Raw genomic sequence first — 26505 nt, 5'->3', positions numbered from 1 at the left:
ATATGCAGATCTGGGTGGAAAACTTAAACAAAAGTTATGGCTCAAAAACAGCATTATCTGATTTTAATGCTGTTTTTGAGGATGGTATTTACGGGATTCTCGGACCAAACGGGGCGGGGAAGACAACATTAATGAATATTCTAACGGACAATATTCTTCGGGACAGTGGAATGATTCTTCTGGATGGTACAGATATTCTGGATATGAAAGAAGAATACCGTAAGATCATGGGGTATATGCCTCAACAACAGCAGTTATATGACGTTTTTACGGTACAGCAGTTTTTGCTGTATATGGGTGCTCTGCGAGGTATGAGTAAAAAAAGAATATTGGGAAATATGGACATACTATTATCGCTTTTGAACCTGCAGTCTGTACGTTATAAAAAGTTAAAACAATTATCAGGCGGCATGAAGCAGAGGGTTTTACTTGTTCAGGCTTTACTGCATAATCCTAAAATACTGATACTTGATGAGCCTACCGCGGGGCTGGACCCGAGAGAGCGAATCCGCCTGCGTAATTTAATATCAGATTTAAGCAAGGATAAAATCGTCTTTATTGCAACCCATGTTGTCTCAGATATAGAGTTTATATCAAAAGAAATACTTCTCATGAAAGACGGAAGATTATTAGATATGGCTCCTCCTGATGTACTGCAGCAGAAAATACGCGGGAAAGTATTTGAACTGACGATTGCTTCACAGCAGTTAAAGCAGGTTAAAAAAGAATATCGTATCGGTAATCTATACCGGTCTAATGATGAAGTCGTTGTGAGAGTACTCTCTGAGAATCAGCCGGCATCCTATCAGTATAGGGAGGCAGCTCCCTCTTTAGAGGATGTTTACTTATATCGTCTGGAAACATGAGGGAGAGCTATTCCAATATCTGTTTCACTTTGTCTATACTGATATTGCAGAGGTCCGCAATTTCTTCCTGTGATTTGCCCTGCATATATAGTTTGAAAACCTGACGGGCCTCTTGAACGCCCAACTCTTTGCCTTTACGCATTCCGGCTTCTTCCCCAGCCTTGCGTCCCATTTCCTCCCCGGCTTTAAGTCCCCTCTTTTCAGCACTGCTGATCTGGGTATTATAATCTTTTAATGCTTTTTCCCGGGCCTCATATTCCAGACGTTTCTTCTCGTCGGCACTCAGATTGAGCAGTGTATTGTATGCTTCATCGAGATATTCGTTTGTCTTAGCCATAGTCTGAAACTCCTTTCTGCTTTTTCCACTGAAGAACTTCATCCATGCAAGAACATCCTCTCCGGTTTTAACTTCAGGGGGCAGTTTTTTCAGTTCCAAAATCTGAAGCTCCATTTTGTCCGAATATAGATCAGAGGTTTTATCATCCCGGAAATGAATCCTGCGGTAACATTCTTTATCATTCGGAAAATGGATGAAGTCTAAAATACTTACATGAATACACTTTTGCAGCTTTTCATAGGACTCGCCTTTATGGATCTGGCTGTCAAACATCTTACTAAGGTAGAACAAGGCGCGTTCATCCCAGTATTCAAAGTATTTGACCTGCATTTCCATATTCATCTGCGTCCCATCTCTTAGCAGTACCCGTACATCCATAATTCCCAGCTTGTCATCGGCCGAGTCTCTCGAAAGCAACGTGGGTAAGAGGACTGTGTCTTCGACTTCTTCTGGGGGAAGATTGAGAAGGGCTGAAATGAAGCCTTTCCTGACTTTAGGGTTCTGCATCAGTTCCTTGAAACAAAAGTCTACAGTGGGTAACATAATAAAGTTGTTTTTGATCATAAAATGGAATCTCCTTTCCTGTGCAGAAAACGAATGGTACACATGTAAGGAGTTATTCTGATTTATTATTATCATATCATGATATATGTATATGTAAAAGACAGAAGTACCTTAAAAATGTAGAGGATTCATTGTTTTCTGCGGTTCTAATAAGTAATTAATTGGGTAAACCGGCGAACTGCCGATTGAAAAATGAAAGGTGAATACCTTTCGAAGTTTCTGATGCGAGTATAGCATGGGATAATGGAAAGAGCAATTAGGCAATTTGACGAAATTAAGACAGGGAGCGGGGAAAAAAGTGACTGCCGGATAATTTATTATAAAGCCCGCTGGTTATGGCGGGCTTTACAGGTTAGAACAGTTCTGCATCACCAAGCAGGAAGTCAATCAGATTGCAATGAAAAAATCCGTTATCGTCATAAAAGTTATGAGGAATATCCATGCGAATAACGGCTTTCTTGAAGAAATCACCTGTGAGTTTCAGGGACTGAAGCTCTGTGTTCTCCTTCATCTCCGTGTCCATCTGATATGCAGACTGGATATAAATGCGCCGGTCGCCATCATTTACAACGAAGTCGATTTCACGCTGGATGCGCTCGTCTTTCTTTCGCTCTGTTACTACACCAACATCTACAGAATAGCCACGCTTTACAAGCTCGTTGTAAATGACGTTCTCCATAATGCGACCGGGATCGTACTGCCTGAAATTCAAACGAGCATTACGCAGCCCCAGGTCGGTGTAATAATACTTGTTCGGATAGTTGAAATAAGTCTTGCCCTTCACATCGTATCTCTTGGCGCGTTCAATCAGGAAAGAGTCCATAGTATGTGTAAGATAAGCGGAAACAAGCGTATTGTTGATCGGCTCATGACGCATGGAGGTCAAGGCATTGGCGATATTGGTTGGGTTGGTAAGAGAGCCAATCTGTGAGGCAATAAAGTCCAAAATCGCGTTGAGAATATCTTCCCTCTCAAGTTTATTACGCTCTACGATGTCTTTCACATAGAGTTCTTCATATAAGTTGGAGAGATAAGTTTTCTTTTCTTTCTCATCCGTAAGGGCGACAATGCGCGGCATACCGCCATAAAGCATATACTGATCCAGTGCATTACGTTTTTCGCCGCCAATATGAGAATAGAACTCGTCAAAGGACAACGGATATACGTGAATTTGTGTTGCTCTGCCACGAAACTCTGTGGCAATATCTTTGGAAAGCATTTTAGAGTTACTGCCTGTTACATAGACATCCATGTTTTTGTAGGCTTTCAGTTCGTTGAGCATATCGTAAATGGTTACCTCAATGCCGCCATTTTCTTCATCTTTGACTTTGATTGTGAACTGAACTTCATCTACAAACAAATAGAATTTTGTTTCTTTTTGCTGTTTACGATGGAGTCTACATAGTCACAAAGAGTAATCGGGTTGCGGTACTTATAATACTTTCTCTGGTCAAGCTCCAGACGAATAATTTGTTCTTCCTTTATATCTTGGGAAAGCAGATACTCATAGAACAAGTCAAACAGAAGAACGGATTTTCCACAGCGGCGGATACCGGTAATCACCTTTATTTCGCCATTCCACATATTGTGAATTAGGCGGTTTAGATAATAATCTCGTTTAATCATAACATCACCTCTAACTTTTGCCGCATGCGGCATAACTTTAGTATATAAAGAACTTTGAAAGATTATGCAAAAACAAGTGCATCCTCTGCGGCTTCTGCAAGCCCGATTTTCGCAAACAAACATCTATTTTTTCTCTCCCTCCAGTTTCTGATAAGCTTTCGGCGACATTCCCTCACTATTTTTAAACACCCTGCTGAAATACAACTGGTCATCGTATCCAACCGCTTCCGCCACATCTTTAAGGAGCATATCAGGATGCTGACGCATCAGGTTTTTGGCAGCAGTCATTCTTAGTTTCAGGATGTATTTGCTCGGGGAAATAGAAAATTCCTCTTTGAAGATATAACTGATATATTTCTCGTTGTATCCGAATATTTCTGTAAAATTTTTATATGTGACGGTACAGGTATAATTCTGATCCAGATAATCGCGGACCTTCCATGCAAGGGCCTGCGTGTGTGGCACCTTATCTGCTGCCTTGCTGTGTCCTGTACAGAGCTTGGTGAACTCCAGTTTGAGGTTCTGGCAGAGTTCTTCGTAGGAGGATGAGGACGCGAGCAGTTCGGCCGGATCCGTGCTTATTTCATGTCCGGAATCAGATTTTCTTGCGGCTGTATTGAGTGCATACCGCAGGTCAGTCTGGATCTGAAGCTGGGTGGCATCCTTTTCTGACCAGATGCCGGTGAGCCCCTGGCAGAGCGTTTCAATATCAGCCGGCGTCATGGCAGGTTTCAGCATTTTGAGAAGTTCCTTTGCCTCCTCCGTAACCGTCATATTTTCTATATATCCGGATTCAACCGGTGCCTTTTCATTTTGGCAGAAGAAACGGCTCTGGCCAAATATAATATGTGATGCAGCGCAGAGGTAACAGCTGCGCACATGGGATGGGATATCCAGTCCTTCATATATGGGATTTGAGAGAATACAGCTGACGAATACGTCTTCCGAAAAAAGCTGTTTATGTATTCTGCGTGCAGTTTCCTCCACTTCTTTTGCAGATACCGGGGAATCGGAGTCCGTCAGTATGGCAAAAACAGTTTCGTTCAGATAGTTTCCCCTAAGAGCCATGATGCGCATCCTGCAGGATTCGGATATGCCATCCAGAAAGCTGTAGTCACTGTCCCGAGCAATCAGGCTTCCGGTTGCAAGCTCGATATACATGCCGCTGGCAACGGTGCCGTAAAATGCAAAGAGAAAGTAAAGGGTACTGCCTTCCAGAGGGTTATAGTCAACTGTATGTTCCGAGTCGCGGGAAAGATTCTGTGTAAGGTAATTGCGGATATCCTTTTCTGAATTTTGCAGGAGCTTCCCTTCGAGCCTGCCGAGCAGTTCTTCCAGAGCATCCGGATCTACGGGCTTCAGCAGATAGTCGACGACCTGGAGTTTCATGGCGCGTTTGGCATATTCGAATTCTGCATAACCGGTCAGAATGACAAAATAAGTGTCCGGGCAGAATTCCCGGGCGGCTTCGATCAGGTCAAGGCCGTCCATCATAGGCATACGGATATCCGTAATTACGATATCCGGTTTTTGCGTGCGGATTGCCTCGAGGGCGTCGATTCCGTTGTAAGCGGTTCCGATAATTTCATAATCTTTCGAGCACTGCGTAATATTCGCGGACAGGCCTCTCAAAATAGCAGGCTCGTCTTCTACAAGCATGATCTGGATCTTGTGACTCATTTTAATGGACCTCCAATTTCAACTGTCGTTTCTTTTTCTTCTGTTTCATAAATCTGGAATGTTTCTCTGCCCTGATAGTAAATATACAGGCGGAGCACTGTATTCTCGAGGCCGAATCCCATCTTTTCTTTGCTGAACTCGGTGTCGGAGGATTCTTCTACATGTTCTTTAAAGTACTGCAGACGTTCCTTTAACTGCTTTATTTTTGTTTCTGCAAACGGTGTCCCGTTGTTGGTAACCGCGGCATACCAGTTTCCGTCCTTCTGCCCGAGTCTGATATGGATACGCCATACCGGAGGGGTGTCAGCGAATCCATGCTGGAAGCAGTTCTCGATAATAGGCTGCAGGATCAGCTTGGGTACCTGGATATCCAGAACTGACTCATCAATATCCCAGGAGTAATCCAGCATGTGTTCGTATCGGATTTTCATAATAAACAGATAACTTTTGACGTTTTCGAGTTCATTTTTCAGGAAAACATTTTTGTGTGTATAACTGATGGAATAGCGCAGTAAATTAGAAAGTTCGGTGCACATTTTAGGTACGGTGCGGCTGCCGGTCTCCATGCCGCAGGCTCCGATTACGGACAGGGTATTGTAAAGGAAATGGGGATTGAGCTGGGCTTCCATCGCCTCAAAATGTGCCTGCAGCGCCCGCTTCCGCGTGTTGATCAACTGGCTGTTCTGCAGTCTGAGTTTATTTAGTGTTTCTTCAATGGCCACGGTAAGGATTGTCACTTCGTCATTTCCGGATGACTTGGGAAGCTGAATATCCTGATCCATTTCCAGTGCAGAAAGATCGTCTTTCAGTGCACGCAGCGGCCGTGTCAGGTTGCGTGTCATGATATATAAAAACAAAAGGAGCAGGCAAAGGGCCATAAAATATGAGATAAATATGATGAATGCAAACTGTCTGATATTAGATAAAAGGGGGTCAATGTCACGCTCAATAGCGAGTATCCAGCCTGTCAGCGGGGAGCGGACGAAACACAGCAGGGTGGTGTCATTCAGGTAATACATTCCCTTATCGCTGGAAGTGATTTTCTGCATCAGGCCCGGTACGGAGGTGTAATAATCCGAGGAGGAATCATACTGGTAATAGGTATAAGTATTTTCACCTATAATAGAAAATTGGCGGATATCCGTAATTGCGGCATTTTCCACCAGCTTATCTAAGTCGGAAACACTTTTCTGATACTCCAGAATCCCATATGTATGGAAGGTATCCCGGATTGGACGGACTACGGAATACACATAATCCTGTGTAGACCAGGCATCTATGTGGGGCGGGTAATACAGCTGGTATTGAGAAGTGGTAAGACCCTCTTTTACCTGGGGGAGCGCAGAAATACTTTCCTTTGACAGAATGTTTGCCCGGTAGCTGGAATTACTGATGCGTAAGGCGTCATAATACTGGCTTACATATACGAAAGTTGAATACTTGTCCCGGGTTGTCAGGTAAGAGACGAGGATGGAGTGCGCCGTGTCGGTCTCAAAGGCATGCTGGGAAAAATAATTTAGCGGGGATTCCGGTATGGAGAATGCAAGGTCCTTAAAATCAGACGAAGCATGAGCAGCTTTGAGCATCTGGTCCATTCCCATGAGGTCGTCATCCAGTTGGTTCTGTATGGAAATCAGGGAATCCATGCTGGAAGTCTCCACATTTTCTTTGAGCAGGGATGTATTGTAGTTCACAAAAATATATGCGCTGGAGAACAGTATAAGCAAAATGATGAGTGAAAAGCTGATAAATATTTTTTTCTGAAAATCTAATTTTTTAAACATATTCTGAAAACTCCTGTCCGGGAAATTCAAAAGGTTTCCTGCTCCTTGATGCCTGTGGATTTCGCCGCATTTCGTGTTCCCGAAATCCTGACGTCTTATAATTATATTATAGTACATTTTGCGTACAAAGTGTGCAGAAAAGAATAATGCACTCATAAAATGTGCATGATATTACAAAGAAAAATAAAGCACACAAAAGCACACACCTAATATGTGTGTTGAAAGAATAGTAAAATTGCTAAAAATACGACGGTGAATTTTGGTAAATATGTAGAAAAGCAGGAAAAACAACAAAAGTGCTTGCACGCATAGTGCGTGCGTGATATTATAAAAGCACAAAGAAAAGAAAATAAAGCACGCATTGAGACGGAGCATATGCATTACAGACACACGGCAAGCTGCACGGAAACATTTAGCAAAGAGGACAACGAATATCCGCTTTGACGATTCAAGAAAATTATGATGAGGTGAAAGTTATGAAGTATGTAACATTTGATGAAACAAGACCGTTAGACCTGATTCTTCTGGGAAGAGTTGCAATTGATTTTAACCCTGCATATAACGAACAGGTGAAAGAAGAATTCAAACCGCTGAAGGATGTACATATGTTTGAAAAGTACGTGGGCGGTTCTCCTGCGAATATTGCTGTGGGTGTTACAAGACACGGTATGAAAGCCGGATTTATCGGAAAAGTTTCTGACGACCAGTTCGGCGATTTTGTTACAGAGTATTTTGACAAAGCGGGGATCGATACCTCACATATTACAAGATGTGTAAACGGCGAAAAGCTTGGGCTTACATTTACCGAAATGCTTTCACCAAAGGAAAGCAGCATCCTGATGTACCGCAACTGCATAGCAGACCTTCAGCTTTCTGTAGATGATATCGACGAAGATTACATAAAGAGTGCAAAGGCCATCCTGATCTCAGGAACGGCACTGGCAGAAAGCCCGTCCAGAGAAGCAGCGATTAAAGCGGTAATGCTGGCTAAGAAAAATGATACAAAGATTATCTTTGATATTGATTACAGGGAATATAACTGGAAAAATGCTGACGAGATTTCAATCTACTATTCCATCGTAGCAAAAGAGTCTGACATCATCATGGGATCAAGAGAAGAATTCGACCTGACAGAAGCACTGATCCAGCCGGGACGCAGTGACGAGGAATCCGCTGCAGCATGGCAGTCATACAATGCAAAGATCGTAGTAATCAAGCATGGAATGAAGGGCTCCACCGCATATACCTGTGACGGAGAAAAGTACAGCATCAAGCCATTCCCTGTAGAAGCAAGGAAAGGTTTTGGCGGCGGAGACGGATACGGCTCAGGCTTCTTATATGGATTGTACCAGGGCTGGGAAGTCATCGACTGTCTGGAATTCGGATCAGCAGAAGCATCCATGATGGTACGCAGTAACAACTGTTCCGATTCCCTTCCGGGACCGGATGCAGTACACGCATTCATCAAAGAAGAAAAAGAAAAATTCGGCGAAATGATCGCACGTGTGTAGATAGAATTTTGAGAATATTCAGAAAACGGAGCGCAAAAGGGTCTGACCCCTTTGAAAATGAAAGGAGATTAGGATAATGGCAAGTACAACAAGAATGACAGTTGCACAGGCACTGGTGAAGTTTTTAGATAATCAGTATGTAGAGTTTGACGGAGTGGAGACGAAGTTTGTAGAGGGATTCTTTACGATATTCGGACATGGTATTGCGGTAGGTCTTGGGGAGGCGCTGGATACGAATCCGGGACAGCTGAATGTATACCAGGGGAGAAATGAGCAGGGGATGTGCCATGTGGCGACAGCGTTTGCGAAGCAGAATAACAGGAGAAGAATTATTCCCTGTGCATCTTCTGTAGGACCTGGAGCTGCAAATATGGTAACGGCCTGTGCTACGGCGACAGTAAATAATATCCCGCTGCTTGTGTTCCCGGCGGATACGTTTGCATCACGCCAGCCGGACCCTGTGCTTCAGCAGTTAGAGCAGAGTTCAAGCCTTGCAGTTACAACGAATGATGCATTTAAGCCGGTCTGCAAGTACTGGGACAGAATTGTTCGTCCGGAACAGCTCATGTCAGCAATGATTAATGCAATGCGTGTCCTGACGGACCCGGCAGAGACAGGGGCAGTGTGCATTGGGCTTTGCCAGGATGTTGAGGGTGAGTCTTACGATTACCCGGATTATTTCTTTAAAAAGAGGGTGCACAGAATTACAAGACAGGCAGCGGCTGAGGAAGAGATTAATGATATCACCGAGATTATCGCAGAAGCGAAGAAGCCTTTGATCGTTGTAGGCGGCGGTGTGAAATACTCAGAGGCAGGCGAGACGGTTGAGAAATTCTGTGAAGAATTTAAGATTCCGTTTGGCGAGAGTCAGGCCGGAAAGAGTGCCTGCAGGTCAAGCCACCCATACTGCCTTGGCGGTATCGGGGTGACAGGGACTCTGGCGGCAAATGATATTGCAGAGGACGCAGATGTTGTCATTGCAATCGGAAGCAGGATGTCTGACTTTACGACAGGCTCAAAGAGACAGTATAAGAATGAAGATGTCAAATTTGTTACGATAAATAATTCCAGATTCCATGCATATAAGATGGATGCCGTAAAAGCAGTAGGCGATGCAAAAGCAACTGTAGAAGCGCTTGCAGAAAAGCTGCGTGCAAAAGGCTACCAGTCATCTTATAACGGAGAAATCGAAGCAGAAAAAGCAAAATGGGATGCGGAGATGGAGCGTCTTGCAAATTACAGGTATCAGGAAGAAAATTTCGAACCAATGATTCAGGCAAGAGACCCACGTACGATTCCTGAATTTGTAAAACTGACAGACGGACGCATCACACAGACAGCGGCATTGTGTGCGATCCGCAGAGTAATTGATGAGGATGCGACGATCATCACAGCAGGCGGAAGTCTCCCTAGCTGTATGCAGAGAATCTGGACCACTGACAAGAGAGGCGGATATCATGCAGAGTACGGATATTCCTGCATGGGTTATGAAGTGGCGGCAGCGCTCGGTGTAAAAATCGCTGAGCCTGATAATGAAGTATATACGGTAGTAGGAGATTCTTCTTTCCAGATGCTGCACAGTGAGATTATGACAGCAATGCAGCAGAGAAAGAAAATCAATATTCTTGTATTTGACAACTGTGGATTCGGCTGTATTAATAATCTGGAAATGAACCACGGTATCGGAAGTATTGCAACAGAGTTCCGCTATCAGGAAGGCAATAAGCCAACCGGTGACCTGATTCCTGTAGACTACGCTAAGATTGCAGAAGGATATGGACTGAAATCTTATACGGTCAGGACCATCGAAGAGCTGGAAGCAGCTCTGAGAGATGCGAAGAACCAGGATAATGCAGTGCTGATCGACCTGAAGGTAATTCCGAAGACGATGACAGACGGATACAATTCATGGTGGAATGTAGGAATTGCTACTACATCTGAAAAGGAAAGTGTCAGAGAAGCATGCGAGGGTGTAATGGAAGGCAGACGAGAAGCAAGAGCGTATTAGAATATATTGCAATGCTAAAAGGAGGCAGTATTGTCATGGAAGAAAAAGTATTTGGTTATCCGGAATATAATGAGTCCGGTGAAAAGATTTTAACAACCTATGAAAATGAATACAGGGCAATGTTGATGGATATCCGTGTATATCGTATGAAAGCAGGAGAAACACGCAGTTTTGTGAAGGCGGCAGAAGAGATGGCCGTGCTTCTTCTAAAGGGGTCTTTGGTATACCGCTGGGAAGGACACGAAGCGCGTGCAGGGAGAAAAAATGTCTTTACAGAAGGCCCCTGGTGCCTGCATGTAAGCAGGGGGACAGAAGTCAGTGTACAGTCTGATATGGATGATACAGAAATTCTTGTACAGTGTACAAAGAATGAAAATACATTTGCGGCAAAATTATATGAGCCAAAGGATGCACCGTGGGCATATGCAGGATCAAGCAAGGGAAAATTCGGCAACGTGGCAAACAGACGTGTCAATACGATTTTTGACCATGATATCCAGCCTGCATCCAACATGGTGCTCGGCGAAGTGCTCAATGATGCCGGAAACTGGTCGGGCTACCTGCCCCACAGACATCCGCAGCCGGAGACCTATTACTTCCTGTTCGACAGACCGGAAGGTTTCGGGGCAAGCTTCGTAGGAGACAGGGTGTTTAAGAGCACAGACGGAAGCTTTTCCGCAATCCCGGGAGGAGAACTGCATCCGCAGGCAGTCGCACCGGGATATCAGATGTACACATGCTGGATGATCCGCCACCTCGAGGGCAATCCGTGGCTGCAGACGGACAGATGTGAAGATGAAAGATATACATGGCTGCATGATGCAGAATTTTAGATAACTGTTCGGAATACTGATTTGAACAGATATCATTAAAAAATAATTCGTACAGGAGGATATAAAAGATGGCAAGAGAATTTATCGTTCCCGGACAGATCGTTACGGGAGAAGGCGCATTAACGCTGGCAGAAAGCCAGTTAAAAGGATTAGGAACAAAAGCTCTGCTTGTGACAGACCAGGTTATGATCCAGCTCGGCAATGCGGCAAAAGTAGAAGAAGCCCTGAAGAATCAGGGGATTGATTATGCAATTTACGCTGATATTGCAGGAGAGCCTACAGACACAATGATCGAAAATGGTTTGAAAATATATCAGGAAGAAGGCTGTGATTTCCTTGTAGCGTTAGGCGGGGGAAGCCCGATTGATTCCATGAAGGCGATTGCTGCACTTGCTGCAAACGGCGGAAATATTTCTGATTACATGGGAAAAGTTATCGACGGAAATATCCCCGGCATGGCAGCGATCCCGACAACGGCGGGAACCGGCTCAGAGGCAACACAGTTTACGATCATCACAGATACAAAAAATGATATCAAAATGCTGCTCAAGGGAAAAGTACTGATGCCTGCACTGGCAATCATCGACCCACAGTTTACAATGACAGCACCGCCCAAAATTACGGCTGCTACAGGTCTGGATGCACTGACACACGCGATTGAAGCATATACTTCAAGAAAAGCACAGTCTTTGTCAGACAGCTTTGCATTATCAGCAGTAAAGAAGATTTTCAAATTCCTTCCAATCGCATTCAGCGAAGGAAGCAACGTGGAAGCAAGAGAGCAGATGGCTGTTGCAGCTTTAGAAGCAGGAATCGCATTTAACAACGCATCTGTAACTGTCGTTCATGGCATGAGCCGCCCGATCGGTGCGCTGTTCCATGTACCTCACGGCATCTCTAATGCAATGCTTTTGAAGGAATGCCTGACATTCGCACTGGACGGGGCAGAGGCTAAGTTTGCTGACCTTGGCAGGGCAATCAACGTTGCAGGTGAGACCTGTTCAGATACACTGGCAAGTCAGAAATTCTTAAGCGCTGTAGAAAATATCTGCAGAGAACTGGAGATTCCTTCATTAGAGGGTTACGGAATTGAAAAAGAAAAGTTCTTCAACGTAATCGATAAAATGGCGAAAGATGCTATGGACAGCGGAAGTCCGCAGAACACACAGAAAGACATTACCGAGGAAGACGTAAAACAGATTTACAGAAACCTCTGGGACTAAGACAAACTTTAGATACAACATTTTCTTCATAAACTTCTCAAAAAGGAAAAGGCTGGTGGACACTTGACATGTGATATGCTCAATGTGTCCGTCGGCCTTTTTCGTTATCTTTTTCTGGGAAAGTATGGAATTAAAGCAGGAAATCACTGCATTCACGCAACATATATTGTATTACCTGAAAGTGGGGGGTACTATACAATTAACTTGAGCTCCGTTTCGAAACAACTTGTTTGTATTTTCAAAAGAGTTCAGAGAAACTGAAATGGGAAAGTGAGGGAGAACTATGGAGACGCAGAGAAAACGAGATACAAGGGAGCTGATTATTTATGTTTTTATCACGTATGGTCTTACATATCTGGTTGGTTTTATATTCCTTTTTGATAGAGCGAAGGACACAAACATGCAGATTTACCTGTCAACGATGTTCCCTGCGATGGGGGCGGCTATAGCTATGCATGACAGGGGCGGGAATAAGAAGAATACAAGATATTTGAATGATATTATATTCGTATATTTTGGTATAAACGTACTCGTGTTTATCTTGATGATGGCAGGCTTCTTTAAAAATGTGGGGGCAGATAATATCATGCTTGTGCCGACAATACTTGCCAGTATGGGTGTCTTTTTCTATACATGGATATCATGCCCCAGATTGAGCCCGTCCCGGAATTTTAAAATGGCATCGCTGCCGGTCGCTCTGGCGCTGCTGTTGGAGCTGGTTAAAAATATCGCAGTATCCTGGGAAAATTTTAGTTTTATAGCAACATTTTTTGCAATAGTATCGATATTTCCGGCCATCTTTTTGAGCAGTATCGCTTACCTCGGAGAAGAGTACGGATGGCGGGGGTTTTTGCAGGAAAAGCTCCAGACAAGATTTGGACTTTGCAAAGGTGTAATCATTCTGGGTGTCCTGTGGGAATTGTGGCATATTCCATTTTATCCCGGATGGTTTGGATCTTATACACCATCACAGCTTGCTGCCGTTGTCCTTGTTCGAATAACTTCAGTAGTGAGTATGGCAATTTTCATTGGCTGGGCTTACTTGAGGACGAATAATATATGGGTATGCATTATTATCCATATGATTCACAACAGTATGGCCGGAGTTTCCAGAGGGGAAATGAACCCGCGTACGGTGATCCTGATGGTTCTGTTTGGCCTTCTGCCTGCACTGGCGATTTTTACAAAAGAATTCAAAAAGAAACCTGAACTCCCCGGTGGTTATAAAAACACGGCCTGCGGCGAATAGCCGTTTCCGGCCGAATTGTTTTTACTGTCCAGATTCCGTACATATTTTGAAACAACCTCTCATATATATAGAAAAGCACAGTTGAAGGGGGAAAGTGTATGGAAGAACGACAAATGCCCAAAGCGCATAAACTGGTTGTGAATAATAGAAAGACAAGTATGGTCACCGGAGTCCTGGATGTTCTTTCTTTCGATTTAAATGAGATCCTGTTGGAAACGGAGCAGGGAATGCTGATGGTGAAAGGGACGGATCTGCATGTAAACCGGCTCAGTGTGGAAAAGGGTGAGGTGGACTTGTCGGGAAATATAGACAGTATTGCCTATTCCAATGTCAACCAGGCGGCGAGGTCGAATGAAAACTTCTTTGCAAAATTATTTAAGTAGGCACGCCTATGATGCTGGGAATCGGAAAAGAGGCAATTATTTTTCTTTATGCCGGACTGTCCGGGATTGTGGTGTTATTCAGCTATCAGATACTCCGGCTCTTCAGAAGGCTGATCAGACACCATATTGTTGTGGTCAATTTGGAAGATCTCATCTATTGGCTGGGGGTAAGTGTATATCTGTTCCGGCAGATGTATATGACGACATATGGTAGTATACGATGGTTCTTTGTACTAGGTGTAGTATGCGGGATAATTGCTGCGAATTTTGTCATTTCTTTGGCGAAAAAAATGTATGAAAAAATGAAGAAAAGCCTTGAAAGAAAAGGTAAAAACCGATAGAATAAATTCATATAGCAGAAAGGGGACCTGCTGTATCATTCCGGAACGATAACGGGACTGGAATGTGGATTGCAATGATGATGAATTGGGTGAGTATGAATGACGAATAGGAAAAGAACGGCGGCAGGCCGGCGCAGAAGCCGGAGACGTAGTTCTGCTTTTGGCTACCATCGCAGGAGCGTTGCAGTGATTACTTTTGTGTTAGTCCTGCTGATATGTGTGCTGACGGTGAATGCAGTGACACTGCAGGCGAAGAACAAGGACTACAAGCAGCAGGAGGCGGAACTGAAGGCTCAGATCAGCGAGCAGAAGGAGCGCGCAAAGGAAGTAAAAGAATACGAAGAATATGTCAAGACTGACGAATACATAAAAGAAGTTGCCGAGGAGAAGCTGGGACTTGTAGACCCTGACGAGATCATTTTTAAGGCGGCAAAATAGAGAATATTACGAAAGATAAGCTCCGGGAGAAATTCCCGGAGCTTTTGTTGTTCTATAGAAAGTTCTTTTTTATATCATTCGCCAGGAAATGACAGGTATTGCACGCTGAATGCTGTATGGTTGCTATAAAGGAATATACAAAGAATAGGAGGGGTAAACATGGACGATGGACAAGTTCTGCACGCCAGTCCTTATGTGGCCCAGATTGAGAAGTTTGCTGACTCGTTAAAGCAGTTATCACATACATTTTTGGCACTCGAAGAAAAGAAGAAATCCTTCAGCAATGAAGAGATCGAGGAAATGTTTGAAAGGGTAAAAGGCAAGGTATGCACAAACTGTGAGAAATGCCCGTGGTGCTGGGGGGAGAATTTTGTACATACATATCAGATGGGGTACGAGATTTTGTCCGCGGTGGATAACTATGGAAATGAGCTCAATACGGAGACGAAGAGGAAGCTGCAGCAGCGGTGTATCATGGCACCGAGGTTTTTGCGTGAGATGCTGGAAGCGTTTCATGATGCGAGACAGAATATGATGTGGATCAACAGGATTGCACAGAGCCGGGAAGGGTGCGCCGTGCAGATGGATACATTTGCCGATATGATCCGCAGCACTGCCAAGGAACTGGAAGACAGTATGTTTACGGATGAGCGGCTGGAAAAAAAGATCAGCGCTCACTTGAAGCGAAGAGGAATCCGGATTCTGTATACGAATTTTTTTATGAACAGGGAAGGTAAATATGAAGTCCACATTACAGCAAGGGCGATGCAGAATGAGTGCGTGACAACAAAAGAGCTGGTGCGCGGTGTTTCGGAAATCATGGGGCGCAGATTTGTACTGGACGGGGCGCACTGCCAGATGCTTGGGAAAGAGTATACGACGGTAGTGTGCATGGAAGGCCCTTCATATTATACGCTGCAGGGGGTTGCCAGAATCGGGAAGGGATGCAGCCAGATATCCGGGGATAACTTCATGATGCTGGAACTTCCGGGCGGCAGGCAGGGCGTTGCACTGTCCGACGGGATGGGGTCGGGCGAGAAGGCATGCAAAGAGAGCACGCTCGTTATAGAATTGCTGGAAGAACTGCTGGAGGCCGGATTCCCGGAGAAGACTGCGATTCAGATGATTAATACGACACTTGTCATGGGGAGGGAAGAGATACATTTCTCCACCATTGACATGAGCGTATTCGACCTGTACTCAGGAATATGCGAGATCATCAAGGCAGGAGCCTCCTCTACATTTATAAAAAAGAAGGACAAGGTAGAACACTTAAGTTCAACAAGTCTTCCGATCGGGGTCCTGCACACAATAGAAATAGACTCCGTAAAACGCCAGCTTGAGGACGGGGACTTTGTAATCATGGTAACCGACGGCATCATGGATGCACTTCCGGTAGGGGAACAGGATATCGTCCTTGAGACAATCATACAGGGGACGGTAATGAATAATCCGAAAGAAATGGCGCATCACATCCTCGAACAGGTACTGAACTGGAACGATACACCACCATTAGATGATATGACCGTGCTGGTAGTCGGGATCTGGGAATGTTGAATTTTAAGAATATTCTGAAAACGGACCGCAAAGGGGTCAGACCCCTTTACGGCTTTTGTTGCATTAAAAATCTTGTATAAACTGGTTGATATAGTGAATGGCTGCCCCGACGGCGGATGCTTCGGTGCGGTAATGGCAGACCCGGATGAAGGAGCCGTCCTGTTCAAACGGGTTGAGGTCCACGGCCTTTTTCCTGAAGGTGTCGATATATTCGGCCATGTAGGCCCCTACGTAACCGCCAAGGACGATGTTACAGTCGTAGCACATTCTGAGGTTATTGACGGCGATGGCGAGATGGTCCATGTACTGATTGAATACGTTCTGCAGTCCTTTGTTCGTTTCCAGTTCTGTAAAGAATCTTTTTAAGTCCCCACCCGTGAAATCGGACAGTACGTTGGAAGAACAGTATGCGTCGAGGCATCCGTATCTTCCGCAGTAACAGCGCTTTCCGTGAGGGACGATTGTCATGTGCCCGAATTCGCATCCGCGCCAGTTGTCTCCGGTGTAGATATTCTGGTTGTTCATGTTGGCACCGCCGACACTGCTGCTCAGTGAAAGGTAAACCATCGGTTGTGTGTAATGGGCACGCCAGCTTTCGGCGAGACCGGCGGAGTTGGAATCGTTGAACATCAGGATCGGGACATCAATATAGGATGCGAGCTTTTCGTAAATGTTGGGCGATGCATTGATTACGGTGGCGTAAGTGACAGATTTCTGGTCAGAGCCGATAATAACGGGCATGGAAAGTCCGGCTCCGAGCAGTCTGGAGCGGTCAGGTACGTTATTTCGTATCATTTCCTCTGTCTCCCGGCTGATTGTGTTGAAATATTCGGTTGTTTCCTCGTAAGGCACCCGGATTCTTTTGCCTGCAATAATATTCAAATCTAAATCAATTAATACAATAGAAAGATGGTTTCTTGTAATATCGATTCCCATTGCACATCTTGCATCAGGAACACAGCGCAGGATCGTAGGTTTGCGTCCGCCTGTAGATTGAAAATTCCCTGCATTATATATATAGCCCAGACTGCGCAGTTTGTTCAGGTTCTGCGTAACAGTCGGAAGGCTGATTCCCAGCTGGTTCGCTATCTCTTGTCTGGAACATTCTTTATACTGGTAGATCATCCGGTAAATATCACCTAAACTTCTGGAATTCACATTGTTTTCATCCATAATATGCCCCCTTGCGTAGATAAATTGGAGTGACTGAGTCTGTACTTATGATAACCTATTTTTAAAAGTTGGTCAAGAAATTAACGAGATAAAGAAAGAAGTTTACTTTAGATATTGTGAAATAATTATCTAAACACAATATAAAACGTCTGTTTTAGTATAATATGCACAAAATAAGCTAATTAAATTAATACACTAATTACAAACTTAAGAAAAAAGATTGACAAAAGTAAAGCGCGGGATTATACTTTAGAAAACAAAGGAAAGAAGTTTTATGAAAGTGGGTGAAGTGATGGACGAAATCAAGATGCGCGTCAGCGGAGTTGAAAAATCATTCCCTGGAGTAAAGGCGCTGAGCGGGATTGATTTTGCGGTGCGCAAGGGAACTGTGCATGCACTCTGTGGGGAAAACGGAGCAGGTAAGTCAACGCTGATGAAGATTATTATGGGCCTTTATCAGGCCGATAAAGGTCAGATATTTCTGGATGAAAAGCCTGTGGAAGTGAAGAACCCAATACAGGCAAGAGAGCTGGGGATTTCTATGATTGCACAGGAACTGAATTATGTCCCGGAGCTGTCCGTAGAAGAGAATCTCTTTTTAGGACGTCTTCCAATCAGCAGGTTTGGGAAGGTTGACTGGAAAAAGGTGAGGAGCGACGCAAAGAAGTTTCTGGAAGAGGAACATCTTCCGTATTCTCCGGAACAGAAGTTAAAGACACTGACCGTTTCAGATATACAGATGCTGGAGATCATAAAGGCAATTACGAATAATGCACAGGTAATTATCATGGACGAACCCACTTCATCTATCACACAGAAAGAAGTAGAACAGCTGTTTGAAAAGATTGGGCAGCTGAAAGCGCAGGGCGTTTCTATTATATATATATCACATAAGATGGAAGAAGTATTCCGGATTGCGGATGACATCACGGTCCTCAGGGATGGGGCGGTCGTATCGACAGACCGGGCAGAGGATCTGGATCTGGATACCGTGATTGCACGCATGGTCGGACGTAAGCTGGATAATGTATATCCGAAGGAAGAAGTGTCAATCGGTGAAAAAGCGCTGGAAGTCGAACACTTTACACAGAAAGACATTTTTGAAGATATCAGTTTTTATGTAAGAAAGGGCGAGATCGTAGGGTTTGCAGGGCTTGTCGGAGCCGGGAGGACAGAGACCATGAGGTCCGTGTTCGGGCTGGACCCGCATGATTCCGGTAACGTCAGGATTGATGGAAAAGAAGTGAAGATCAAAAGTCCCAGCGACAGCATTTCCCATAAGCTCGTCATGCTTTCCGAAAGCAGGCGTGACGACGGAATCGTTCCGGTCAGGAGCGTAGCCGAAAATGCCAGTCTGGCCAGCCTGAAAAAATTTATTTACAGTGGCTATACGCACAGGTCGAAAGAACGTGATGAGGTGAAAAAGAGTTTTGCAAAGATGAATGTAAAAACTCCTTCTCTGGACACAGCTATCTCTGCCCTGTCAGGCGGAAATCAGCAGAAGGTCCTCTTATCAAGATGGATGCTCTGCGACCCTGATGTCATGATCCTCGATGAGCCAACCCGCGGAATAGACGTCGGAGCCAAGTTTGAAATCTATAAACTGATCACAGACATTGTAAAGGATAACAGGGCAGTTGTTATGGTTTCCTCAGAACTGCCGGAACTGATCGGCATGTGTGACAGGATCTATATCATGTGCCAGGGAAGAATCAGCGGCTGTATATCAAGGGATGCGTTTACGCAGGAGACCATTATGAAACATGCGGCTGGGTTAGTGAATGAGGAATCGCAGGGAGGAGCTAAAAATGAAGTCTAAAACATCGCACTATATGCAAAAGTTAAGTATTTTTATTGTACTGATCGTGTTATTTATTATCTGCAGTATTATCAGTCCTTATTTCCTTCAGTACAGCAACCTGATCAATGTAACAAGACAGCTTTGTGTCGGCATTCTGATTGCTTACGGGGAAATGCTGCTGATCATTAGCGGCTTTCTGGATCTGTCAGTTGGTTCGGTACTGGCGCTGGCAGGCGTTTTCTCAGTTTCCGTATATAAATCAACCGGGTCTATGGCGATGGCACTGATTGCGGCACTTGTGACAGGTATTGTCTGTAACCTGATCAATGCCGTGTTTGTCGGACATTTTAATGTCCCTGCTTTTATCGCAACACTCGGAATGCAGCAGGCAGCCAGAGGTCTTGCTCTTTATTTTACAGGCGGCCAGAACATACTGCAGCTTGGTAAATTCGTGAAGATCGGCCAGGGAATGGTCGGACCGGTCCCGGTTCCCGTCATTATTATTATCGGTGTCACCGTTGTCGTGTGGTATCTGGTCAATAACACGAGGTACGGACGAAGCCTGTATGCGATCGGTGGAAGCAGGCCGGCGGCAGAGGCAAGCGGAATCAATGCAAAGAAGAGTATTTACATATCTTATATTTTAAATGGAATCATGGTCGGCCTCGCAGGAATGATCTTCATGGCACGTAATAACGCCGGTCTTCCGAATGGTGCAGTCGGATACGAGATGACCGGGCTTACGGCGGCTATCGTCGGAGGAACATCCTTTACAGGCGGTATCGGTACAGTAAGCGGTACTATTGCCGGTGCGTTTATCATCGGGTTCCTTGAAAATGTTATGAACCTGCTCGGAGTCAACTCTTATATCCAACAGATCATAGAAGGAGCAATCATTGTTCTTGCAGTTGCATTTGATGTTGTAAGCAAATCAAAAAAATCACGCAAAGTGATTATAGTGAAGGAAACCGCAGAAAATAAGAAATAATGCAGTTATTCAAACGGATTGTAACTGTTCAAGGAGTGAACAGACACAATAAATTCATATTTCAAGGAGGAAATATATTATGAAAGCAAAGAAAATCGGAGCATTGTTGTTGGCAGCAGTTATGACATTCTCACTTGCGGCATGTGGGGGTGGCGGAAAAGATGATTCAAAGGGAGATTCATCCTCAGCAGGATCTTCCTCAGACAAGAAACGCGTATGTTTTGTGGCGCGTGCCAGCGCAGATACATTTGCGGCATGGCTGACAACGGAAATGAAAAAAGAAGCGAAAAACTACGATAATATTGAACTCACCTGTGTCAGCGGTGAAGGCGATGATAATAAGGAAAATGGCCTGTTAGAGGACTGTGTGACAAAGGCTTACGATCTTGTTATCGTTCAGTCCAATAATAACGGAGCACAGGCACCTTATGTACAGCAGCTGGTCGATGCAGGTATTCCGGTTATCACGACAAACCCGACGACCCACCAGAGTGATCTGGACGGCAGCGATGACGATTCTGTTATGGAAGGAACAGGAACCGTGGATGCAGACCCGGTTGCACAGGCAAAAGTGAGTGCAGACAGGGCGGTAGAGGAAGTTCCGAAAGATGCAAATGTCGTTGTTTTAAACGGACCTTCAGGAAACTTCCACGCAGATAAGAGAAGAGAAGCCTGGACAGAGTATTTCTTCGACAAACGCCCTGACGTTAAGATTCTCTATGAAGATTATGCAAACTGGAACAGTGACGAGGCTCTGACACTAATGGAATCCTGGGTACAGTCAGGTACACACATCGACGCGATCATCTCCATGAACGATAACATGGCAGCAGGCGCGATCGAGGCAATCAGGGATGACAAAGAATATGTCGGCGCAGACGGAACACCGAGCTTCCTTGCATACGGCGTTGACGGTACTGCACAGGGATGCCTGCTCATCAAAGAAGGAATGCTTACATCTACAGCACTGCAGTCCGCAGCGGATCTTGCAAAGAAAAATATGGAATATGCCGATAAAGTGGTAAATGGAGAAATGAAGGTTACAGAGGTTAACGATTATGTTGATGCGCCGGAAATCAATAAGGATAACGTCCAGGAATATATCCAGATGTATATTGATAATGGTGAAATCACGGATGATGGTTCACTCAGCGAATAAATAGGAGATTATGACAATGAAAATGCAAAAAGGTGCTTTTATGAGAGGGACGGACAATATGATTTTAAAAGAAATCCCGGTCCCGGAAGTCGGCGAAAAGGAGGTGCTCGTCTCTCTTGAATACGTAGGAATCTGCGGGTCAGACGTTCATTATTTCCACAGCGGCTGCTGTGGGGCATATAAAGTAGATCTGGCCGAGGATTTTATGCTGGGACATGAGTGTGCCGGTACGGTTGTAAAAGCTGGCGCAGGCGTGGAGGACTTAAAAATTGGAGACAGGGTAGCGCTGGAGCCGGGTATCACCTGTGGAAAGTGTGAGGCATGCAAGTCCGGCCATTACAACCTCTGCCCGGATGTGGTTTTTCTGGCAACGCCTCCTGTGCAGGGATGCAATGAAGAATATATTGCGTTCCCGGCGGATATGTGTTTCAAACTTCCGGAAAATGTCTCTACGAAAGAGGGGGCCCTGATTGAACCTCTGTCAGTTGGTTTTTATGCGGCGGAGCAGGGAACTGTGAATACCGGCGATACAGTGATTATCCTTGGCGCGGGATGCATTGGACTTGTAACACTTTTAGCATGCAAAGCACATGGTGCGGGCCAGATCATTGTGGCGGACCTTGTGGAGGCGCGTCTGAATAAGGCTCTTGAGCTCGGAGCGACAGCTGTCGTGAACAGTGGAAAAGAAGACATTTTTGAAAAAGTAAAGGAACTGACGGGCGGGCGCGGCTTTGATGTTGTATTCGAAACAGCAGGTTCAGCAGTAACAATCGCGCAGACACCGTTTTTGGTAAGGCGGGGCGGTACCATCACACTGGTAGGCATTTCCGCACAGGAAGAAATTTCCTATAATTTTGCCCAGATCATGGATAAAGAAGCTACGATTAAATCTGTCTTCCGTTATAAAAACATTTATCCGAAAGCCATCGCAGCCGTTTCCAGCGGGGCGATAGAGGTAAGGGATATTGTAACCCATGAATTTAATCTGGAGCATATTCAGGAGGCATACGAAGAGGCTGTGAATAACAAGACAGATCTTGTGAAGGCAGTCATTAAGGTGAAATGATAATTTTGAGAATATTCTGAAAACGGACCGCAAAAGGGTCTGACCCCTTTGCGGTCCCCTTTACGAAACCCCCTTGCAATATAGGGGGTTTTTGTTTATAGTTTATTTATGATGGAAAAAGTATGCAAGTTTATTGAAAAGTATCATATGATAGTAAATGGGGACAAGGTTATCGCAGGTATATCGGGCGGGGCGGATTCGGTATGCCTGCTTTTTGTGCTTCTGGAATTGAGGAAGTCGCTTGATATTGATATTGTTGCCGTCCATGTAAACCACGGGATCCGGGGGGATTCTGCCCGGGCGGATGAAGAGTTTACTGTTAAGCTGTGCCGCGGGCACGGGATAAAATGTGTAGTTTATCATGAAAATGTAGAATCAATTGCCAAAAAACGGAAACAATCTGTTGAGGAGGCCGGACGCAATGTCCGCAGGGAGGCTTTTGAAAAGACTTTTCGGGAAGAGCAGGGCACTAAAATTGCGATGGCGCACCACCAGAATGATAATGCTGAGACGCTCCTTATGAATCTTGCGAGAGGCGCAGGATTGAAGGGACTGGGGGGCATCCGCCCTGTCAATGGGAATGTCATCCGTCCTCTGTTGTGCCTGACACGCGGGGAGATTGAGAACTATCTGGAAAAAAACGGATACGGCTGGTGTCAGGACGAGACGAATGATGAGGATGACTATACGAGGAACCGGCTCCGTCATCTTGTGATTCCGGTACTGGAACAGCAGGTAAATGCAGGTGCTGTGCAGCATATGAATGAGGCGATGGAACAAATCCGCATGGCATGGGAATATATGGAGGAACAGACAACGCGCGTCTGGAACCGCTGTGTGGCAGAGATGCCTGACAAAGCGATCCAGATCCGGAAGGAGGGGTATGCCGGACAGCCGGAAGCCATCCAGAAGATTCTGGTCAGGAAGTGTCTGATAAAAGCAGCGGGAGCGGAAAAGAATCTCTCTATCGTACACGTGGAAGCTGTCATGGACCTTATGGAAAAACAAAGTGGCAGAAGCCGCAATCTTCCTTATTCGGTGAAAGCGGTGCGCAACTATGACGGCGTGATGCTGAAAAAAGTGGCAGAAAAGGCAGGGCAGCAAGAGGAAAAAGAGGCAGATTCCGGACAGTATATTCTGAAAGTTCCCGGAATTACAGAAATTAAGGAACTGAATCTGACGATTTGCAGTAGGATTCTGGAAAAATCTAAGGATTTTTCGGTAAATCAGATACCGCAAAAGAGCTACACGAAATGGTTTGATTATGATATAATAAAAGGTAACCTGACCGTCAGAACGAGACGGCCCGGAGATTTCCTTGTGATTGATTCAGCCGGAAGCCGGCAGAAACTGAAGTCCTATTTTATAAATGAAAAAATACCGGCTGATAAGCGGGACATTTGCCCGCTGGTCACAGATGAGGAACAGATATTGTGGGTATTGGGGTATCGTATGAGCAGTGCCTGTATGGTCTCGGATAAGACGAACAGAGTACTGGAGATAAAAGTAACGGAGGAAAAAAGAGATGTCAGAGAAGATTAGAGTTTTAGTATCAGAAAAAGAAGTCGATGAAAGAATTGAAGCACTGGGGAAACAGATCAGTAAGGATTATGAAGGAAAACAGGTGCATTTGATCTGTGTATTAAAAGGCGGTGCATTTTTCATGTGCGAACTGGCAAAGAGAATTACCGTACCGGTTTCTTTGGATTTCATGAGCGTATCAAGCTATGGGGATGGAACAGCCTCCAGCGGTGTTGTGCGTATCGCAAAGGATCTGGACGAATCAATAGAGGGCAAGGATGTCCTGATTGTGGAGGATATCATTGATTCCGGAAGAACATTATATTATCTGATGGATATCTTAAGGAAACGCAATCCTGAAAGCCTGCACCTGTGCACGCTTCTGGATAAGCCCGAGAGAAGGGAAAAGGACGTGACCGTGGATTACGTCGGATTTGAAATACCGGATGAGTTCGTAGTAGGCTATGGCCTTGACTATGCTCAAAAATATAGGAATCTGCCATATATCGGTGTGGTGGAAGGAGTAGAATAGGAAGGAGTACACACCATTGAACAACAAAAAGTATAGAAGCGCGGGCGGTGCGACATTTCTTACATTTATAGTAATTGTTTTCCTCGCACTCTGGCTGACGAACCGCATGCAGGTCAGAGAACAGGATATGACATACACAAGTTTTGTGCAGGAAGTAAAGGATAAGAATGTACAGGATGTCACGATCAAACAGAACAAGACAGTACCGACAGGGGTTGTGACGGTGACACTGAAGGACAGTGATACAACGAAGCAGGTCAATGTATCGGATGTAAATTCGGTTCAGGCACTTCTGGAAAAGTATAATATAGACTACCAGATGCCGAATGTGCAGGAGGATTCCTGGCTGACGACCATATTGATGCCGCTCTTATTTACATTCTTAGGAATCACGCTGATCTTTATGTTTATGAACCGTCAGGGGGGCGGTGCCAATGCAAAGGCAATGAATTTCGGCAAGAGCCGTGCGAAGATGTCGACAGATACAGATAAGAAGGTGACCTTCGCAGATGTTGCCGGTCTGAAGGAAGAAAAAGAAGCGCTTGAGGAGATCGTAGATTTTCTCAAATCGCCTAAGAAATATATCCAGGTAGGGGCGAGGATTCCGAAGGGTGTGCTGCTCGAGGGACCTCCGGGAACCGGTAAGACACTGCTTGCCAAGGCTGTTGCAGGCGAAGCAGGAGTGCCGTTCTTCAGTATTTCAGGTTCAGACTTTGTGGAGATGTTCGTCGGAGTCGGCGCATCACGTGTCCGCGACCTGTTTCAGGATGCGAAGAAGAATGCCCCGTGTATCGTGTTTATCGATGAGATCGATGCAGTTGCAAGACGCAGGGGAAGCGGCCTTGGCGGCGGCCATGATGAGAGGGAGCAGACACTGAACCAGCTGCTTGTGGAGATGGATGGTTTCGGAGTGAACGAGGGCATCATCGTTATGGCAGCCACGAACAGAAAAGATATACTCGATCCGGCGATCTTAAGGCCGGGACGTTTTGACAGGAATGTCATTGTCGGCAGGCCGGATGTTGGCGGAAGAGAAGAGATTCTAAAAGTTCACGCAAAGAATAAGCCACTGGGTGACGACGTGGACTTAAAACAGATTGCACAGACTACATCAGGCTTTACTGGGGCGGATCTTGAGAACCTCCTGAATGAAGCGGCAATTCTGTCGGCAAAAGAGGGCAGGGTATACCTTCAGCAGTCTGACATACGCCATGCATTTATAAAAGTCGGGATCGGGCCGGAGAAGAAGAGCCGCATTGTTTCTGAAAAAGACCGCCGGATTACGGCTTATCATGAGGCAGGCCATGCAATCCTGTTCCATGTACTTCCAGATGTGGGACCTGTTTACAGCGTATCTATTATACCGACAGGAGGAGCAGGCGGATATACGATGCCGCTTCCTGAGAATGATGACATGTTCAATACAAAAGGAAAGATGCTTCAGGAGATTACCGTTTCCCTCGGGGGACGTGTCGCTGAGGAAGAGATATTCGATGATATCACAACAGGGGCATCCCAGGATATCAAACAGGCTACTGCAATCGCAAAATCTATGATCACTAAGTTTGGTATGTCTGAGCGTCTCGGACTGATCAACTATGATAATGACAGTGACGAAGTATTCATCGGACGTGATTTCGGCCATACATCAAGGGGATATGGTGAAAAAGTGGCAAGTACGATCGATGAAGAAGTGAAGAGAATTATTGATGAATGCTACCTGAAGGCCAGATCTATTTTAAAAGAATATGATTCTGTTCTTCAGAACTGCGCTGAATTACTTCTTAAAAAAGAAAAAATCACGAGAAGTGAATTCGAAGCACTGTTCGAGGAGTATGAGAAATGGGGCAAGAGCTTCCAGTAAT

23 protein-coding genes are annotated in these 26505 nt (G+C 45.1%); 17 read left to right on the top strand and 6 right to left on the bottom strand.

The window, feature by feature from the left end; genetic code table 11:
- Positions 1-2: 2 nt before the first annotated feature.
- Positions 3-866, top strand: coding sequence for an ATP-binding cassette domain-containing protein (locus A8806_RS08590; protein WP_109730779.1), 864 nt, complete (start codon positions 3-5; stop codon positions 864-866).
- Between the two features lie 7 nt (positions 867-873).
- On the opposite strand, the gene A8806_RS08585 is transcribed toward A8806_RS08590, so the two are convergent.
- The 5 genes from A8806_RS08585 to A8806_RS08570 form a co-directional block, all read right to left on the bottom strand.
- Positions 874-1767, bottom strand: a complete 894-nt coding sequence (locus tag A8806_RS08585) for an Rpn family recombination-promoting nuclease/putative transposase (protein WP_109730778.1) — start codon at positions 1765-1767, stop codon at positions 874-876.
- Positions 1768-2119: 352 nt separating this feature from the next.
- Positions 2120-3127: an ATP-binding protein gene (locus A8806_RS26750; RefSeq protein ID WP_330405313.1), complete on the bottom strand. Its 1008-nt coding sequence runs from the start codon at positions 3125-3127 to the stop codon at positions 2120-2122.
- Complete coding sequence (locus tag A8806_RS26860) at positions 3118-3393, bottom strand: AAA family ATPase (protein ID WP_330405312.1); 276 nt, start codon at positions 3391-3393, stop codon at positions 3118-3120. The genes A8806_RS26750 and A8806_RS26860 overlap by 10 nt, the downstream gene beginning before the upstream one ends.
- 123 nt (positions 3394-3516) lie before the next feature.
- Positions 3517-5073, bottom strand: a complete 1557-nt coding sequence (locus A8806_RS08575; protein ID WP_109730777.1) for a response regulator — start codon at positions 5071-5073, stop codon at positions 3517-3519.
- Positions 5070-6857, bottom strand: a complete 1788-nt coding sequence (locus A8806_RS08570) for a sensor histidine kinase (RefSeq protein WP_181368632.1) — start codon at positions 6855-6857, stop codon at positions 5070-5072. The genes A8806_RS08575 and A8806_RS08570 overlap by 4 nt, the downstream gene beginning before the upstream one ends.
- Positions 6858-7333: 476 nt before the next feature.
- Here A8806_RS08570 and iolC point away from each other — a divergent pair, with 476 nt between their 5' ends.
- From iolC to A8806_RS08525, 9 genes are all read left to right on the top strand, one after another.
- Positions 7334-8368: a 5-dehydro-2-deoxygluconokinase gene (iolC, locus tag A8806_RS08565; protein ID WP_109730775.1), complete on the top strand. Its 1035-nt coding sequence runs from the start codon at positions 7334-7336 to the stop codon at positions 8366-8368.
- 76 nt (positions 8369-8444) lie between these two features.
- Entirely contained in the window at positions 8445-10376 is a 1932-nt protein-coding gene (gene iolD / locus A8806_RS08560) for a 3D-(3,5/4)-trihydroxycyclohexane-1,2-dione acylhydrolase (decyclizing) (protein ID WP_109730774.1), read from the top strand.
- Between the two features lie 35 nt (positions 10377-10411).
- The gene (locus A8806_RS08555) at positions 10412-11209 is read left to right on the top strand and encodes a 5-deoxy-glucuronate isomerase (protein ID WP_109730773.1); all 798 of its coding nucleotides are present in this window, start codon (positions 10412-10414) and stop codon (positions 11207-11209) included.
- A gap of 68 nt (positions 11210-11277) precedes the next feature.
- Positions 11278-12432 (top strand): iron-containing alcohol dehydrogenase, encoded by a 1155-nt coding sequence (locus A8806_RS08550; protein WP_109730772.1) that lies wholly within the window; start codon positions 11278-11280, stop codon positions 12430-12432.
- Positions 12433-12715: 283 nt separating this feature from the next.
- Positions 12716-13681: a CPBP family intramembrane glutamic endopeptidase gene (locus A8806_RS08545; RefSeq protein ID WP_109730771.1), complete on the top strand. Its 966-nt coding sequence runs from the start codon at positions 12716-12718 to the stop codon at positions 13679-13681.
- A 98-nt stretch (positions 13682-13779) separates the two neighbouring features.
- Positions 13780-14064, top strand: a complete 285-nt coding sequence (gene yabP, locus A8806_RS08540) for a sporulation protein YabP (RefSeq protein ID WP_109730770.1) — start codon at positions 13780-13782, stop codon at positions 14062-14064.
- Between the two features lie 8 nt (positions 14065-14072).
- A complete protein-coding gene (gene yabQ, locus A8806_RS08535) occupies positions 14073-14405 on the top strand; it encodes a spore cortex biosynthesis protein YabQ (protein WP_109730769.1) in 333 nt (110 codons plus the stop codon).
- 99 nt (positions 14406-14504) lie between these two features.
- Positions 14505-14843, top strand: coding sequence for an FtsB family cell division protein (locus A8806_RS08530; RefSeq protein WP_109730768.1), 339 nt, complete (start codon positions 14505-14507; stop codon positions 14841-14843).
- 159 nt (positions 14844-15002) lie between these two features.
- Positions 15003-16400 carry a SpoIIE family protein phosphatase gene (locus A8806_RS08525; RefSeq protein ID WP_109730767.1) on the top strand — a complete coding sequence of 466 codons (1398 nt, stop codon included), beginning with the start codon at positions 15003-15005 and terminating at the stop codon, positions 16398-16400.
- 63 nt (positions 16401-16463) lie between these two features.
- On the opposite strand, the gene A8806_RS08520 is transcribed toward A8806_RS08525, so the two are convergent.
- On the bottom strand, positions 16464-17573 hold the full coding sequence (locus A8806_RS08520; RefSeq protein WP_109730766.1) for an ROK family transcriptional regulator: 1110 nt from the start codon (positions 17571-17573) through the stop codon (positions 16464-16466).
- A 274-nt stretch (positions 17574-17847) separates the two neighbouring features.
- Here A8806_RS08520 and A8806_RS08515 point away from each other — a divergent pair, with 274 nt between their 5' ends.
- The 7 genes from A8806_RS08515 to ftsH all read left to right on the top strand — a co-directional run bounded on the left by A8806_RS08515 (position 17848) and on the right by ftsH (position 26504).
- Positions 17848-19392: a sugar ABC transporter ATP-binding protein gene (locus tag A8806_RS08515; protein WP_330405311.1), complete on the top strand. Its 1545-nt coding sequence runs from the start codon at positions 17848-17850 to the stop codon at positions 19390-19392.
- Positions 19382-20362, top strand: a complete 981-nt coding sequence (locus A8806_RS08510; protein WP_109730765.1) for an ABC transporter permease — start codon at positions 19382-19384, stop codon at positions 20360-20362. The genes A8806_RS08515 and A8806_RS08510 overlap by 11 nt, the downstream gene beginning before the upstream one ends.
- 79 nt (positions 20363-20441) lie before the next feature.
- The gene (locus A8806_RS08505) at positions 20442-21521 is read left to right on the top strand and encodes a sugar ABC transporter substrate-binding protein (protein WP_109730764.1); all 1080 of its coding nucleotides are present in this window, start codon (positions 20442-20444) and stop codon (positions 21519-21521) included.
- 16 nt (positions 21522-21537) lie between these two features.
- Entirely contained in the window at positions 21538-22587 is a 1050-nt protein-coding gene (locus A8806_RS08500; protein WP_109730763.1) for an NAD(P)-dependent alcohol dehydrogenase, read from the top strand.
- Between the two features lie 147 nt (positions 22588-22734).
- The gene (gene tilS / locus A8806_RS08495; protein ID WP_242996003.1) at positions 22735-24129 is read left to right on the top strand and encodes a tRNA lysidine(34) synthetase TilS; all 1395 of its coding nucleotides are present in this window, start codon (positions 22735-22737) and stop codon (positions 24127-24129) included.
- Positions 24113-24640 (top strand): hypoxanthine phosphoribosyltransferase, encoded by a 528-nt coding sequence (gene hpt / locus A8806_RS08490; RefSeq protein ID WP_109730762.1) that lies wholly within the window; start codon positions 24113-24115, stop codon positions 24638-24640. Before tilS ends, hpt begins: the two co-directional genes overlap by 17 nt.
- Before the next feature lie 16 nt (positions 24641-24656).
- Complete coding sequence (ftsH, locus tag A8806_RS08485; protein ID WP_109730761.1) at positions 24657-26504, top strand: ATP-dependent zinc metalloprotease FtsH; 1848 nt, start codon at positions 24657-24659, stop codon at positions 26502-26504.
- The last annotated feature ends 1 nt before the right edge of the window (position 26505 follow it).

The sequence above is a fragment of the Faecalicatena orotica genome (assembly GCF_003149245.1).
Classification (GTDB): domain Bacteria; phylum Bacillota; class Clostridia; order Lachnospirales; family Lachnospiraceae; genus Faecalicatena_A; species Faecalicatena_A orotica.
This window is presented reverse-complemented; position numbering and strand designations above follow the sequence as displayed.